Origin of the sequence: Janthinobacterium psychrotolerans (assembly GCF_001677885.1) — a bacterium.
Taxonomy (GTDB): Bacteria; Pseudomonadota; Gammaproteobacteria; order Burkholderiales; family Burkholderiaceae_D; genus Janthinobacterium; species Janthinobacterium psychrotolerans.
On the sequence record NZ_LOCQ01000045.1, the window covers coordinates 18,515 to 32,798 of the forward strand.

The 14,284-nt window shown below is 65.2% G+C and carries 11 protein-coding genes; 5 read left to right on the forward strand and 6 right to left on the reverse strand.

Annotation, left to right across the window (positions count from 1 at the left end; translation table 11 throughout):
• Window positions 1-31: 31 nt before the first annotated feature.
• Window positions 32-1,528, forward strand: coding sequence for a leucyl aminopeptidase (locus tag ASR47_RS05320; protein WP_065306719.1), 1,497 nt, complete (start codon window positions 32-34; stop codon window positions 1,526-1,528).
• Between the two features lie 66 nt (window positions 1,529-1,594).
• On the opposite strand, the gene ASR47_RS05325 is transcribed toward ASR47_RS05320, so the two are convergent.
• Genes ASR47_RS05325 through ASR47_RS05340 form a run of 4 tightly spaced genes read right to left on the reverse strand, consistent with a single transcriptional unit; the run spans window position 1,595 to window position 3,250 of the window.
• Entirely contained in the window at window positions 1,595-2,146 is a 552-nt protein-coding gene (locus tag ASR47_RS05325; protein WP_174551157.1) for a hypothetical protein, read from the reverse strand.
• A gap of 10 nt (window positions 2,147-2,156) precedes the next feature.
• Window positions 2,157-2,627: a CreA family protein gene (locus ASR47_RS05330; protein WP_171898895.1), complete on the reverse strand. Its 471-nt coding sequence runs from the start codon at window positions 2,625-2,627 to the stop codon at window positions 2,157-2,159.
• A 52-nt stretch (window positions 2,628-2,679) separates the two neighbouring features.
• Window positions 2,680-2,868 carry a DUF1653 domain-containing protein gene (locus ASR47_RS05335; protein WP_065306721.1) on the reverse strand — a complete coding sequence of 63 codons (189 nt, stop codon included), beginning with the start codon at window positions 2,866-2,868 and terminating at the stop codon, window positions 2,680-2,682.
• Between the two features lie 10 nt (window positions 2,869-2,878).
• On the reverse strand, window positions 2,879-3,250 hold the full coding sequence (locus ASR47_RS05340; protein WP_065306722.1) for a phiTE_015 family protein: 372 nt from the start codon (window positions 3,248-3,250) through the stop codon (window positions 2,879-2,881).
• Between the two features lie 549 nt (window positions 3,251-3,799).
• On the opposite strand from ASR47_RS05340, the gene xth reads away from it, so the two are divergent.
• The gene (gene xth / locus ASR47_RS05345; protein ID WP_065306723.1) at window positions 3,800-4,564 is read left to right on the forward strand and encodes an exodeoxyribonuclease III; all 765 of its coding nucleotides are present in this window, start codon (window positions 3,800-3,802) and stop codon (window positions 4,562-4,564) included.
• On the opposite strand, the gene ASR47_RS05350 is transcribed toward xth, so the two are convergent.
• A complete protein-coding gene (locus ASR47_RS05350; RefSeq protein ID WP_065306776.1) occupies window positions 4,561-7,839 on the reverse strand; it encodes a bifunctional diguanylate cyclase/phosphodiesterase in 3,279 nt (1,092 codons plus the stop codon). The genes xth and ASR47_RS05350 overlap by 4 nt on opposite strands.
• 197 nt (window positions 7,840-8,036) lie before the next feature.
• Between ASR47_RS05350 and prpR the strand changes: the two genes are divergently transcribed.
• From prpR to ASR47_RS05365, 3 genes are all read left to right on the forward strand, one after another.
• A complete protein-coding gene (prpR, locus tag ASR47_RS05355; protein ID WP_065306724.1) occupies window positions 8,037-9,650 on the forward strand; it encodes a propionate catabolism operon regulatory protein PrpR in 1,614 nt (537 codons plus the stop codon).
• Window positions 9,647-10,567 (forward strand): phytanoyl-CoA dioxygenase family protein, encoded by a 921-nt coding sequence (locus tag ASR47_RS05360; RefSeq protein WP_150127696.1) that lies wholly within the window; start codon window positions 9,647-9,649, stop codon window positions 10,565-10,567. The genes prpR and ASR47_RS05360 overlap by 4 nt, the downstream gene beginning before the upstream one ends.
• A 153-nt stretch (window positions 10,568-10,720) precedes the next feature.
• On the forward strand, window positions 10,721-10,921 hold the full coding sequence (locus ASR47_RS05365; RefSeq protein WP_065306725.1) for a hypothetical protein: 201 nt from the start codon (window positions 10,721-10,723) through the stop codon (window positions 10,919-10,921).
• Here ASR47_RS05365 and ASR47_RS05370 read toward each other — a convergent pair.
• Complete coding sequence (locus ASR47_RS05370; protein WP_065306726.1) at window positions 10,911-14,264, reverse strand: S41 family peptidase; 3,354 nt, start codon at window positions 14,262-14,264, stop codon at window positions 10,911-10,913. The genes ASR47_RS05365 and ASR47_RS05370 overlap by 11 nt on opposite strands.
• Window positions 14,265-14,284: the final 20 nt, after the last annotated feature.

Consider the following 14,284-nt stretch of genomic DNA (forward strand, 5'->3'; position numbering starts at 1 on the left):
ACGTTACTAGTAAATGAAAACGGAGAACCAAATGGACTTTAGCATAAAAGCATTCGATACCAGGAGCACCCTCGGCACGGCCAAAAGCGGATGCATCGCGGTTGCGGTATTCGAAAACAAAAAACTGTCGCCAGCGGCACAAGCGCTGGACAGCAAGGGTGCCATTTCGGCTGCGCTGAAGTCCGGCGACATCACCGGCAAGCCTGGCAGCACCCTGCTGCTGCGCGCCGTGGACGGTGTCACCGCCGAGCGCGTGCTGCTGGTCGGCATGGGCAGCGAAGAAACCGTCAGCGAAAAAAGCTACACCACCGGCGTGCAAGCGGCCTTGAAGGTTTTTGGTTCGCTGGGCGCGGCGGACGCCATTATCGCATTACCGCTGGGTGATGTGAAAGAGCGCGATGTAAATTGGGCGATCCGCTGCGTGGTGCAGGCGGCGCATGACGGGCAATACCGCTGCGACTCGCAAAAAAGCAAGAAAGACCCGGCCCCTGCCGGCGTGCGCAAGATCGTGCTGTCGGCGCCGGCCACCGCCGCCACGCGCGGCGCCCTGGCGCAGGCGATCGCGATTGCCAACGGCTCGAACTTCACCCGCAACCTGGGCGACCTGCCGGCCAATATCGCCACTCCGACCTACCTGGCCAACACCGCCAAGCAGCTGGCCAAGGACTACAAATTCGAGGTCGAAGTGCTGGACCGCAAACAGCTCGAAGCGCTGAAAATGGGCAGCTTCCTGTCGGTCACCAACGGCAGCGAACAGCCGCCGAAATTCATCGTTCTGAAACACATGGGCGGCAAGGCCAAGGATGCGCCGGTGGTCCTGGTCGGCAAGGGCATCACCTTCGACACGGGCGGCATTTCGCTCAAGGCCGGCCCTGGCATGGATGAAATGAAGTACGACATGTGCGGCGCCGCTTCGGTGCTGGGCACCTTCCGCGCCATCGGCGAAATGAATTTGAAGCTGAACGTGATCGGCGTGATCGCCGCCTGCGAAAACATGCCGTCGGGCCGCGCCACCAAGCCGGGCGACATCGTCACCTCGATGAACGGCCTGACCATCGAGATCCTCAACACCGACGCCGAAGGCCGCCTGGTGCTGTGCGACGCGCTGACCTACGCCGAGCGTTTCAAGCCGGCGGTGGTGGTCGATATCGCCACCCTGACAGGCGCTTGCGTAATCGCGCTGGGCCACCACAACACAGGCCTTTTCACGCGCTCGGACGCGGCGCACGACCAGCTGGCCAACGAACTGCTGGCCGCCGGCAAGCAGGCGTCGGACACCGCATGGCGCATGCCGATCGAGGAAGCGTACAACGAGCAGCTGAAATCGAACTTCGCTGACCTGGGCAATATCGGCTCACCTGGCGGCGGCGCCGTCACGGCCGCGGCCTTCCTGGAAAACTTCACCAAGAAGTACACCTGGGCCCACCTCGATATCGCCGGCACGGCCTGGAAATCGGGCGCGGCAAAAGGGGCGACCGGCCGGCCGGTGCCGCTGCTGTCGACCTTCCTGCTGAACCGCGTTCAATAACGCTGCATGACATCAAAAGCCGCCACGGTCACTGACCCTGGCGGCTTTTTTCATGTGCGTGCGCAATTAATAAACGACGGGGTCGGGGACCGGTGAAAGTACAGGTTTGGCCGCAGGCGCGGCCGGCGGCATGACGACGGCAGACGGCTGCGCGGCAGGTGGCGTGGCCATCGCCGGTGCAGCCAGGGCTGCAGGGGCAGGAGCAGGTCTTGCCAGGCGCGCCGGGTCCTGCATGATGACAGTCAGGGTCGACGGATAGTCGTAGGCGGCGCCCGTGTCGCGGTCGACGAAGTAGCCCACGCCGAGGGTAAAGATGACATTGCTCCAGGCGCTGCCGCCATTGACGGTGGCGTCGAAGCTGTCATCCATGACGACGGCCGGCGAGCCGCTCTTCTTGCAGTCGACCTTGAGCGGCTCCCGGCTCTTGCGTATCATGATGCGGCCCGGCGTGGTGACGAACCACTTGCCCATGTCGTTGCTGAGAATGCAGCCGGCGCCGGCCAGCTGGCGGTTGTCGAGGATGGTTTGCACCAGCACCATCTGCTCGGTCGAACCGGTCATGGTGGCGCAGCCGGCCAGTCCGGAGAGCAGCAGCATGGCGGCGAGGGGACGGCGCATGGCGGGCTCGTTAACGCAGGGGAATCGGCAGGTTGGCGGGCACCGGCACGGCGGTCACGCTGTTTTTCGGACTGCCGTCGATCAGGCGGTCGGAATAGACCAGGTAGATCAGCGCGTTGCGCTTGGGATCGACCATGCGCACCACGCGCACGTGCTTGAAAAAGATCGAGGCGCGCTCGGTAAAGACTTCTTCCTGGCGCGGCAGCTTGCCGTTGAATTGCAGCGCACCCACCTGGCGGCAGGCAACCGAGGCGTCGGCCTTGTCCTCGGCCAGGCCGACGGCGCCCTTGATGCCGCCCGTCTTGGCGCGCGACAGGTAGCACGACACGCCGGTCACGCGCGGATCGTCATAGGCTTCGACAACGATCTTGTGATCGGGACCGATCAGCTTGAAAACGGTGTCGACCGAGCCGACAGTTTCAGCCTGCGCGGCAGCGCAGGCCAGGCCCAGCAGCGTGGCAGATGCCAGCATTTTATACATGGAGTGTCCTGGGCACGCGCTGGCGCGGCCATCGGTGATCAATGATCGGTTATCAATTAATGGGAGCAAAGCGCTGCACCATGACGCCCTCGACCTCGATCAGCTGAAAGAACACGTCTTTCGGCCGGGTCCAGATCGAGCCGTCGGCGGCGCGGTAGACGATCATCGGGGTCAGGTCCGATTCCAGCGTGGCTTCGCACACCAGTTCGTAGATCCCGCCCTTGTAGTGCCGGTAACGCATCGCCGTCTCCTCAAGCCGTTGAATCTTCGCTCTTGTCGCCGGCCAGTGCCTTCTGCTTCATTTTCAGGCCCTGGATGACTTTCAGTATGCCCTCCATGCCGGCGGCGCCGTCGGCGCTGCTGAAGGCGTCGAGCACCTCATTGAGCACCTTGTTGCGCACGGCCGCCTCGTCGGACGACATTTCCAGTGCACGCTGCGCCTTGGCCGCCTTTTCGGCTGCGCTCACGCGCGGCTTCGGCGTCGTCTTGCCATGAGTCAAGGCTGCTTGCCAGATCACCCAGCGCCGCTGGGTTTCGAAAATCAGATATTCGTCCGGCTTGTCTTCGCGTCGCCGAACAATGTGGCCGTCACGCTGTGCCCACGCTTCAAATGCAGTTCGCATTTTCTTCCTTTGCAAATGCTACGCGCAAGTCTCACTATTAAAACTGCAACATTTCCAGATGGTATCATTTATTAATTAAAAAAAACAATCTCAACAGAACTGCCCCAGTGCTACAGCAAGACCGGCGGCGCCGTCAACGGAGCTTGCGATCCGCTTCAGGCGCAATGGTCTGTAATCCGGAATCACACACGGTGAATTCCAATTATTTCATCTCATGGCTGACATGGCCCGTATGACAACGATGTCACAATATGCCATTTTAGTAGTGTTTATCGCCTTGTAGCGAGAAACTTTACACCTTTATCGTGTTTAGTTTCCGATACATGACAGCAACACAAGCAAATTTGGCAAATCAATCATGTGGCTTGATGAATCATACACAAAAACCGAAACGGCATGCGTCACGATTGGTTAAAAATATAGTCTTTTTTGAACTTTATTTTCCCGTAGAGCAAATAAACCACAACTACCCATCCGCCCCGCCAGCGCACCCTGCGGCGCCATGCGGTAAGATGCGCCGCTATCGCCCTCCTTTAAGGATCTTCTCTCATGAAATTAGCCACCTGGAACGTCAACTCGCTGAAAGTACGCCTGCCGCAAGTGCTGCAGTGGCTGGCCGATAATCCGGTCGACATCTTGTGCCTGCAAGAGACCAAATTGACGGACGACAAATTTCCCGCCGCCGAGATCGAGGCGGCCGGCTACCAGGTGGTATTCAGCGGCCAGAAGACCTATAACGGCGTGGCCATCCTGTCGAAGCTGCCGATCGAAGACGTGGTGAAAAACAACCCGCGCTACGAGGACGCGCAGCAGCGCATCCTGGCCGCCACCATCGGTGGCATGCGCGTGGTGTGCGCCTACGTGCCGAATGGCCAGAGCGTCGATTCGGACAAGTATGAATACAAGCTGGGCTGGCTGGCCGCGCTGCACGACTGGCTGGCCGAAGAAGCGGCCGCGCATCCGCAGCTGGCGGTGGTGGGCGACTACAATATCGCGCCGGACGACCGCGACGTGCACGACCCGGTGGCCTGGGCCGGACAGGTCCTGGTGTCCGACAGGGAGCGCGCCGCGCTGCAGCGCCTGTTCGACCTCGGCCTGGCCGACTCGTTCCGCCTGTTCGAGCAGGCCGACAAGTCATTCAGCTGGTGGGACTACCGCCAGCTGGGCTTCCGCCTGAACAAGGGCCTGCGCATCGACCATATCCTGCTGTCGCCGCAGCTGGCGGGCCGCTGCAGCGCCTGCGTGATCGACCGCGTGCCCCGTAAATGGGAACAGCCGTCCGACCACGCGCCGGTGGTGGCCACCATCGACTAATCGCCGCGGCGCGCCAGCAGCATGCGTGCGTTCGACGCCGGCATCGGCGCCGAGAACAGATAGCCCTGGGCGTAGCGGCAGCCTTTGCTTTGCAGCAGCGCGAACTGCTGCTCGGTTTCCACCCCTTCGGCCACGGTCGACAACTGCAGGCTGCCGGCCAGCGCGATGATGGCCGAGACGATGGCGCGGTCCTCGGCGCTGGTCTCCAGGTCCTTGATGAAGGCGCGGTCGATCTTGACCTTTTTCACGGGGAAGCGCTTCAGGTAGGCCAGGCTGGAGTAGCCGGTGCCAAAATCGTCGATCGACAGGCGCAAGCCCATGGCGTTGATCTGGCGCAGGATCTCCAGGGTCTGCTCGCCCTGCTGCATCAGCGCCGTTTCGGTGATTTCAAACTCCAGCAAGCCCGGGGCGATGCCGCTGTCCTCGAGTACCGCCCTGATGGCCGCCACCAGGCCCGCATGCATGAACTGGCGCGGCGACAGGTTGACCGCCAGCGGCACCGGCTGCAAGCCCTGGCGCAGCCATTCCATGCTCTGCTCGCAGGCCTGGCGCATGACCCAGGCGCCGACCGGCACGATCATGCCGTTTTCCTCCAGGATGGGGATGAAACGGTCAGGCATCACCAGGCCGTGGCCGGGCCGGCGCCAGCGCAGCAGCACTTCCATGCCGTGCACGGTGCGCGTGGCGATATCGATCACCGGCTGGTAATACAGCTCGAACTGGTCCTGCGCCAGCGCCGTGCGCAAGCTGCTTTCCAGGTCGAAGTGGATCGCCGCCGCCTGGTTCATCTTCTGCGTGAAGAACTGGTAGTTGTTGCGGCCACTGGCCTTGGCGTGATACATGGCCGCGTCGGCATGGCGCATCAGCGCGTCGACATCGGCGCCGTCTTCCGGATACAGGCAGATGCCGATCGACGGCGTGATATGCAGCACATGGCCTTCGAGCGGAAACGCGGGCGTCAGCGACTCGATGATCTTGGCGGCCACCGTGGCGGCCTCTTCGGCGCCGCGGATGCCAGGCAACAGCACCACGAATTCGTCGCCGCCCAGGCGCGCCACGGTGTCGCTGGCGCGCACCGCGCGGCACAGCCGCGCCGCCACTTCCTTGAGCAAAATGTCGCCCATCATGTGGCCCAGTGTATCGTTGATATTCTTGAAGCGGTCCAGGTCGATGAACATCACGGCCAGCTTGCGGGCGGAGCGCTGCGCGGCCAGCATGGCGCGCTCGAGGCGGTCGGCCAGCAGCGCGCGGTTCGGCAGGCCGGTCAGGCTGTCGTGGTAGGCCATGTGGTGCACGCGCGCCTCGGCCTGGCGCCGCTCGGCGATCTCGCCTTGCAGCAGGGCGTTGGCGCCGGCCAGTTCGGCCGTGCGTTCCCGCACCCGCAATTCCAGTTCGTCGCGCGCGCGCAGCACCGCTTCGGCCGCCTCGCGGCGCGCCGTCACGTCGTCGACCAGCCACACCGAACGGCCGTGCGCATGCGCCAGATCAAACGGACGTCCCGACAGGCGCGCCCAGAAGCGGCTGCCGTCCTTGCGCACCAGCTGGTATTCCGACATGTGCACGCGGCCGGCCGCGAAGTCGCGCGCCGTTTCGCACCGCGCCGCCTTCCATGACGCCAGGTCAGGATACAGCGCCTGCACCGACAGGCCGTCGACCTGGCCGGGACCATAGCCGAACAGCTCTTCCATCTTGCTGTTGGCGTGCAGGTTGTGGCCATGTTCGATCACCGAAATGCCCAGCACGGCGCTGTCGAGGATGGCCTGGTTTTCCAGCAGCGCGTTGCGCAGGGACTCTTCGGCGCGCTTGGCCTCGGTGCGGTCTTCGATGATCCAGATGGTGCCGGCGGCGGCGTCGGCGGGATTGACGACATAGGCGATCAGCTGGCCCCACAGGGTGCTGCCGTCCTTGCGCCGCATCTCCACTTCGGTCTGGAACGGTTTGCCCACCGACAGGAAGGGAAACGCGGCCGCGCCCAGCATCTCGTAGGCGTCTTGCGACGAATACAGGGCGCGCCCCGGCATGCCCAGCGCCTCGTCGCCGCGATAGCCGAACATGTCGGCAAAGCCCAGGTTGTAGCGCGTGATCAGGCGGTTCTTGGTAAACAAAATGCTGACCGAGGCGTTGGTCATGATGGCCGCCACTTCCATCTGCGTCTGGCGGCTGGCGCTGACGTCTTCCAGGATCCAGATCGTGCCCTGCTCGCTGTGTTCGTGGTGGACCGCCTTGGCGCGGATGCGGCACCAGAACAGGCTGCCGTCGCGGCGCCGGAACTGCGTCTCTTCCTGTTCGTAGGGCAGGCCCTGCCCCAGCAGCGGCGCGGCCAGCGCGCCGAATGCGGCATGCGCCTCGGGCGAGGGGAACAGCTCGGCCGAAGGCATGCCCGTCATGTCCTGCTGTGCGTAGCCGAACATCTCGGCAAAACGCGGATTGCAGCGCAGCACTTGGCGCGAGCGCGAAAACAGGATGCCGACCGAGGCGTTGTCGAGGATGGCCTGCTGCTCGACGAGGGCACGGCGCAACTGGTCTTCATCGCGCCGGTGGTCGCTGATGTCCTCGACGATCCACACCGTGCCGTCCTGCGTGTTGAGCGGATCGACGGCGCGCCCGTGCACGCGGCTCCAGAACAGGCTGCCATCGAAGCGCCGCAGTTCCAGTTCCGTGCTGAACGAGCGGCCGATCGACAGCAGCGGGCCGGCCTCGCGGCCCAGCGCCTCGTAGTCCTGCTGCGAGCGGTACAGCGCCACGCCGGCCAGGCCGGTCAGCTGGTGGCGCGCATAGCCAAACATTTCGGCGGCGCGGATATTGCACTCCTCGATCACGCCGCCGCGTGAAAACAGGATGCCGACGGCCGCGCTTTCCAGGATCGCCTGCTGTTCCAGCAGCGACTTGCGCAGCGCCTGCTGATCGCGCTGCTGCACGCTGATATCGGCAAACACCAGAGTGGCGCCAGCCAGACCGGCGCCATCGGCCGGCAGCAACGGCCTGGCCCAGACCTGCACCGCGACCGGCGCGTGCACGCCCTGCAGGCAGCTGTCCCACTGGCGTTCGCGCCCGGCGGCGCCCAGCGCGGCGCGCAGCATGCTGGTGCTCGAGGCGCGATACGCGTCGCTGAAACAGTCGGCCAGCAGCCGCCCCGCCACATCCATGCCCAGCATCCCGGCCAGCGCATCATTGGCCGCCACCACCATGCCGCAGGCGTCGCAGGCGCAGGCCGGCAAGGCAATCAGCTGCAAGGCCTCGGCGATGAAATCAGGGCTGGTCGGAACGCGGTTCATGGACACCACAAGGTTGAAAAACGGCAAACGTATACATTGAGGCAACAAGATGCTGACAGATCATAAACCAGTTTCGGCCGATTTCCGTATCTGACGCCGGCGCAGGACGCGCAAGCGGCGGCGCGTGCCGGCCATACAACAGACCAGTTGGTGCTTCGGCCGTCAGGCACGGCGGCAAATGCTTTACAATCGCCGCCATGCGCCGCCCTTCCCCGCCCATGCTGGACCACCGCGACAAGCCCGTCATCTGGACCGTCTCGGTGTCGCGCCTGTTCGACCTGTTCCGCGACATCACGCTCGAATACGACGACCTGGCCACCATCGAGCCGATCAACCTGGGCTTCGATGACGCCGTGCGCCATATCCGCGAGCGCATGGCCAATGAACGCTGCGACGCCGTGATCGCGGCCGGCTCGAACGGCGCCTACCTGAAGGGCCGGCTGTCGGTGCCGGTAATTATCGCCAAGGCCAGCGGCTACGACGTGATGCAGGCGCTGGCGCGCGCGCGGCGCATCTCGGCGCAGATCGGCGTCGTCACCTATCAGGATGCGATGCCGGAACTGGCCGAATTTGCGACCACCTTCGGCATCCGCATCGCTCAACGCACCTACGCCACCGAGGAAGACGCGCGCGCGCAAATCAATGAACTCAAAGCGGCCGGCGTCAAGGCCATCGTCGGCGCCGGCCTGGTGACCGACCTGGCCGAAGAGGCGGGGCTGGCGGCCGTGTTCGTGTATTCGGCGACGGCGATCCGGCGCGCCTTCGACGATGCGCTGGAACTGGCGCGCCTGACCCAGCTCGAAGCGAACCGCGGCAAGCGCGCCGCCAGCGGCGAAGCCCAGCGCGCGCGCCACGGCCTGCACGACCTGCGCGGCGAGTCCGATGCCATGGAGGCGCTGCGCCAGTCGGTGCTACTGTTCGGCAAGTCGCCAGCAACCGTGCTGATACAGGGCGAGACGGGCACCGGCAAGGAGCTGGTGGCGCAGGCGATCCACCGCGAAAGTCCGCGCAGCCTGGCCGCCAACCGCCCTTTTGTCGCCATCAATTGCGGCGCGATCGCCGAATCCTTGCTGGAATCGGAACTGTTCGGCCACGAAGACGGCGCCTTTACGGGCGCGCGCCGCGGCGGCCACGCGGGCCTGTTCGAGGCGGCCAACCACGGCACCCTGTTTCTGGACGAAATCGGCGAAATGCCGCTGTCCCTGCAAACGCGTCTGCTGCGCGTGCTCGAAGAACGTGAAGTGGTGCGCGTGGGCGGCACGCGGCCGATTCCGATTCACGTGCGCGTCATCAGCGCCACCCATTGCGACCTCGAACAGCGCATCCGCGAAGGCCGCTTCCGGGCCGACCTGTTCTACCGCCTGGCGGTGCTGCGCCTGCAGCTGCCGGCGCTGCGCGAGCGCGCGGGCGACATCGCCGGCCTGATGGAGTGGTCGCTGAAAAACGCGCTGGCCGCCCTCGGCGCGCGGCCGCAGCCTAACCTGCAGGCGCAGCTGCTGGCCTGCGCGCCGCTGCTGCTGCGCTACGGCTGGCCCGGCAATGTGCGCGAACTGCGCAATCTGGCCGAACGGCTGGCGCTGTTCCTGGCGGCCGAGCCGCTGCAGGCGCTGACGCCGGCGTTCATGCTGGCGGTGGCGCCGGAGCTGGGCGGCGACGCCAGCCCGCCGCCGGCCGCCCCACCCACCGGACTGCCCGCGCGCGCCGAGAGCGCGGCCGAGGTGCTGGCGCGCTTCGGCGGGCGCCACGACGCCGCGGCGCGGCACCTGGGCATCAGCCGCACCACCTTGTGGCGCCGGCTCAAAGCGTCATGATGGATGACCTGGCGCTCCTGCGCGGCCTGTGGCAGCGCTGTGGCGGCAAGCACACCGGCACAGGATCGCCGGCACAGCACCAGCAGCAGATCAGGGCGCTGTACGCGCGCGGCATCTTCATGGACGACGCGCTGCAGTTCCTGTTTCAGCAGCGCCCCACGTTCGACGCCTTCCAGGCCTGGATCGCGGCGCGCACGCGTGCGCGGCCAGCCCATGCCGCCACTGTCGCCAGCGACGCGCTGTCGGCCGCCGACCTGCGGTTCTGGGAACGCAATGGCTATGTGGTGCTGCGCGGCGCCGTGCCGCAAGCGCAATGCCAGGCGGCGCAGGCGGCGATCTGGGACTACCTGGGCGCCAGTGCTGACGACCGCGCTTCCTGGTACCGCGATCACCCGGGCAAGTCGGGTTTCATGCTGCAATTTTCCGATCATCCGGCGCTGGAAACCATCCGCCACCATCCGGCCATCCGCCGCGCCTACCAGCAGCTGTATCGCAGCGAGGCCATCTATCCATCGATCGACAAGGTCAGCTTCAATCCGCCGCAAGCCGCTGGCAGCTGTTTCACGGGCAGCCCGCTGCACTGGGACACCAGCCTGGCCTTGCCGATCCCGTTCAAGCTGCAAGGCCTGCTGTACCTGGGCGACTGCGCCGCCAGCCATGGCGCGTTTCACTGCGTGCCGGGCTTTCATCGCCAGATCGGCGACTGGCTGGCGACGGTGCCGACCGGCCAGAATCCGCGCGAGTGGGCAGTGCAGCAGCTGCAGCCGTTAGCGGTGCCAGGCCAGGCCGGCGACTTCATCATCTGGCACCAGGCCCTGCCCCATTGCGCCACGCCCAACCTTGGCGAGGTGCCGCGCATGGTGCAATACCTGACCTACCATGCGGACGACTGCGTGGACCAGGAAGCGTGGATCTGAGATCGGCGCCGTTCATCCTCGGCTATCACGACCTTCGCCCCTCTACTGGCGATCGTCCATCCGCAGCAAACCGGCAAGCTGATCATCGTCGACGCGCTGCCGGCACTGGGCGCAGTCCAGCTGCCGGGCATCACCAAAGCACAGTTGCAGGGCATGGCAGCCAAACCCGATGACGTGGCGCGCATCAGGGAATGGGGCAGCCGCTCGGACAAGCCCACGGTGATCGACGCCATGGCCACTGTCATCGGCACCGACCTGCGCCAGGACGTGGCGCGCATCGCCTCGCCGACCCTGGTGCAGGGCACCTGGATCGCCTACCAGGACCATGCGCCGCCACCACGCTTTAACGTTTGAGCGCCGGTATCGGCTGGGCCTGGAACTGGCGCAGCGGCTGTTCCTTGAGCTTTTTGGCCAACATCGCCAGCGCCACGTCGAGCTGGCGGTCGCCGCCATTGAAGGTGGCGTGCGGCGGGTTTTCCACCTCGACGTCGGGCGCCACGCCGACACCCTCGATCAGCCATTGGCCATCGGCGCCGAACTGGCCGTTTTCGGCCACGCGCGCCATGCCATTGTCCGACAGTCTGGTGTTGTCACTGAGCCAGACGCCGGCGCCGGCCGTGCGCTTGCCCACCAGGGGCGCCAGCTTCAATGCCTGGATGCCGGCGGCAAAGGTCTCGCCATCGGAATAGGTCAGCTCGTCGACCAGCACCACCAGGTGGCCGCGGAAAGTATTCTGCATATTCGACGACGGCTGCACGCCGGGCGGCGCCCAGAAGGCCCAGGCCTTGCGCAGCAGCTTTTCGATGATCCAGCTGTCGATATTGCCGCCGTTATTGCGCCGCACGTCGATGATCAGGCCGTCGCGGTTGATATTGGCGTAGAAATCGCGCGCAAACGAAGCGATATCACGCGCCCCCATGGCGCGCAGGTGCAGGTAGCCGATGCGCCCTTGCGAGGCGGCCGCCACCTGTTCGGCGCGGCTCAATTCCCAGTCGCCGTAGCGCAGCGCCGTCTGTTTCGCCATGTCGACCGGCGTGACGATCACCGCGCGCGGCGCGGCATTGCCGCGTTTTACCTGCAGCAGCACCTGCTTGCCGGCCTGGTTCAGCAGCAAGTCGCTGATATCGCGCGCCCCCAGGGCGTCCTTGCCGTTGACGGCGGTGATCACATCGCCCTGCTTGACGTCCACTTCCGGGCGCGACAGCGGTGCGCGTTCGGACGGCAGTTCCGGCTCGCTGCGGTAGATATGTTCGACCACATAGCCATCCTTCGCGCGCGCCAGCACCGCACCGAGGCCGGCCGGCGTGCCCTCCTGTTCCGTGCGGCGCAATTCGCCGGGGCGGATCTGCGAATGCAGGGCGCCCACTTCGGCCACCATCATGCCCAGTACATCATTGAGTTCGGCGCGGTCGGTCACGCGCTCGACCAGTGGCGCATACTTGGCGCGCGCCGCCGTCCAGTCGACGCCGCGCATTTTCGCGTCGTACAAAAAGTCGCGGTGCAAGCGCCAGGCGTCGTTGAACATCTGCTTCCATTCCAGGCGCGGGTTCGACACAAAGGTCCAGTCATCGACTTTTACCTTGGCTTTGGACAGGTCGGTCGGCAGCTTGGCGCCCGCCTCGATCACCAGCATCTCGCCGGGGCCGGTGGCGCTGGCGCTGGTTGCTGTCCTGTAGTACAGATGTTTTTTGTCCTGCGCCAGGTCGAATTCGCGCACATTGGCGACCAATAACTCGGGCTTGGAACCGGTATTGCCGATCGCCAGCGTCTTCAGGCTGGCCTTGTCACCGGCGCCATCGCGTTCCAGGAAATACAAGCGCTTGTCGTCGACCGCCAGCGCCGTGTAGTTGCCGGGCGCCAAGGGCACTTCGTACAGGCGCGCGGCCAGGCCTTTGGGCATGATGGCGGGCAAGGTGGCCGGCGCCTTTTTCACGGCCGCCTTGCCACCCACTTTTTCCAGTGCCTTTTCGGCCGCCAGTTCGGCCGCCTTTTCATCGTCGGTTTCCGGCGGTTTGACGCCCGGGCGGCTCAGTTCATCGTCGGGCTGGAATGGAAAGCGGTTGCCCGGCTGCAGCGCCAGCGCATACACGCCGACCCGCTTGTCGAATACCGGTCCCATATTGCGGTCGCCCCAGGGCGAACCGTTGGACAGCTGGAAATTGCGCGCCGACAGAAAGTACAGCCAGCGGCCATCGGGTGAAAACATGGGCGAGCCGGAGGTGTAGCGGTCGCTGGTGACGAAGTGCAGTTCCTTGCTGGCCAGATTGTAGAGGCCGATCTGTTCGCGCTGCTCGTTGCTGGCCACGCGTACCAGCGCCAGATTGCGGCTGTCGGGCGACCATTGCACCTCGTCATGCTTGTCGACGCCGGCCTTGCCCGCGTCGTCGATCAGCTCGTTCGCCCTGGTGGCCAGGTTAAGCAGCCAGAAGCGGCCCTTCTTGTCGCTGTGCGCCAGCCAGCGCCCGTCCGGCGACGGATACAATTTCCAGCGGTGGCTGTCGCCCTCGGTGGTCAGGCGCTCACCCGGGCCGGAACCGTCGGCCGCATAGCGCCAGATCTCGTTTTCGCCGCTGGTGTCGACAATCGCGTAGACGTATTTTTCATCGCTGCTGAACACGGCGTCACGCGCGCGGGCGCCTTCCGGAATGGCGATATCGACGCGGCGCTGGCTGCCCGTGCCGGCGATGCTGACCCGGCCGCGCGCGGTGAGAATGATGCGCTCGTCCTTGCCGGACAATTGCACATTGCTCAGGGTGTCGAGCGGCGAGCGCACCTGACGCGCGCGCTGCTGGTCGAAGTCCGACACCAGGCTGATCGGCAATGGCGGCGAGTCCGTGCCTGCGGCCAGGTCCAGGACCTGCAAGTCGGCGCCCAGCTGATAGACGATCCTGCCGTCACCGAGCTGGGCATTGCGCACGTCCCACTGCGTGTGACGGGTGATGGCGCGGCGGTCCGAACCGTCCGGCAACATGCTCCACAGATTGTCGCTGCCGCTCTCGTCGCTGATGAAATAGACGCGGCCCTGCCACCACATGGGGCGCTTGTTGTTGCCGGCGCGAACTGACGAGTCGCCATGCAGGGGCACCGCTTCGCTCCTGCCGTCCAGTTCATAGCGCCACAGCTGGGCGTGCGCGCCGCCGCGGTAGTTGCGCACATTGTCGTTCGTCATGGCGAGGCCAAAGCGCGTGAAAAACAGGGTCTTGCCGTCGTCATCGAGCGCGGCGTCATTGGCATCGGCAACGGGAAACACGCGCCGCGTGAGCCTGGCAGGGTCGATGGCGGCGACAATGCGCCGCGAGGCGGGGCCGTCCGTGTTTTGCGTGCTGATCAGCACCTCGCCCTGCGCCGTCCAGCCCAGCACCAGCACGCCGCCATTGCCATAGGAGATGCGGCGCGGCAAACCACCGGCCATTGGCATCACATAGGCATCCTGCGCCCCTTCGTACGAGGCGGAGAACGCCAGCCACTGGCCGTCGCGCGAGATCGCCGCATGGGTTTCATAGCCGGGATGGGTGGTCAGACGCTGGGCGGGGCCGCCCTGCACGCTGCTTTTCCACAAGTCGCCTTCGGCGGTAAACACCACGGTGTCGCCGCGCACGGCAGGGTAGCGGAAATAGCTGGTGGCGGCGTGGGCGGCGGCGCTGACGAGCAGGCCGGCGGACAATAACAGCAGGGAAAGGCGACGGGAGATTTTCATGTAAGCATCCAGAGGGCGGT

Bases quoted from the DNA above. Each gene is read 5' to 3' on its own strand.
- ASR47_RS05320 (WP_065306719.1), top strand. From the start codon at position 32: ATGGACTTTAGCATAAAAGCATTCGATACCAGGAGCACCCTCGGCACG.
- ASR47_RS05325 (WP_174551157.1), bottom strand. From the start codon at position 2,146: ATGCGCCGTCCCCTCGCCGCCATGCTGCTGCTCTCCGGACTGGCCGGC.
- ASR47_RS05330 (WP_171898895.1), bottom strand. From the start codon at position 2,627: ATGTATAAAATGCTGGCATCTGCCACGCTGCTGGGCCTGGCCTGCGCT.
- ASR47_RS05335 (WP_065306721.1), bottom strand. From the start codon at position 2,868: ATGCGTTACCGGCACTACAAGGGCGGGATCTACGAACTGGTGTGCGAA.
- ASR47_RS05340 (WP_065306722.1), bottom strand. From the start codon at position 3,250: ATGCGAACTGCATTTGAAGCGTGGGCACAGCGTGACGGCCACATTGTT.
- xth (WP_065306723.1), top strand. From the start codon at position 3,800: ATGAAATTAGCCACCTGGAACGTCAACTCGCTGAAAGTACGCCTGCCG.
- ASR47_RS05350 (WP_065306776.1), bottom strand. From the start codon at position 7,839: ATGAACCGCGTTCCGACCAGCCCTGATTTCATCGCCGAGGCCTTGCAG.
- prpR (WP_065306724.1), top strand. From the start codon at position 8,037: ATGCGCCGCCCTTCCCCGCCCATGCTGGACCACCGCGACAAGCCCGTC.
- ASR47_RS05360 (WP_150127696.1), top strand. From the start codon at position 9,647: ATGATGGATGACCTGGCGCTCCTGCGCGGCCTGTGGCAGCGCTGTGGC.
- ASR47_RS05365 (WP_065306725.1), top strand. From the start codon at position 10,721: ATGGCAGCCAAACCCGATGACGTGGCGCGCATCAGGGAATGGGGCAGC.
- ASR47_RS05370 (WP_065306726.1), bottom strand. From the start codon at position 14,264: ATGAAAATCTCCCGTCGCCTTTCCCTGCTGTTATTGTCCGCCGGCCTG.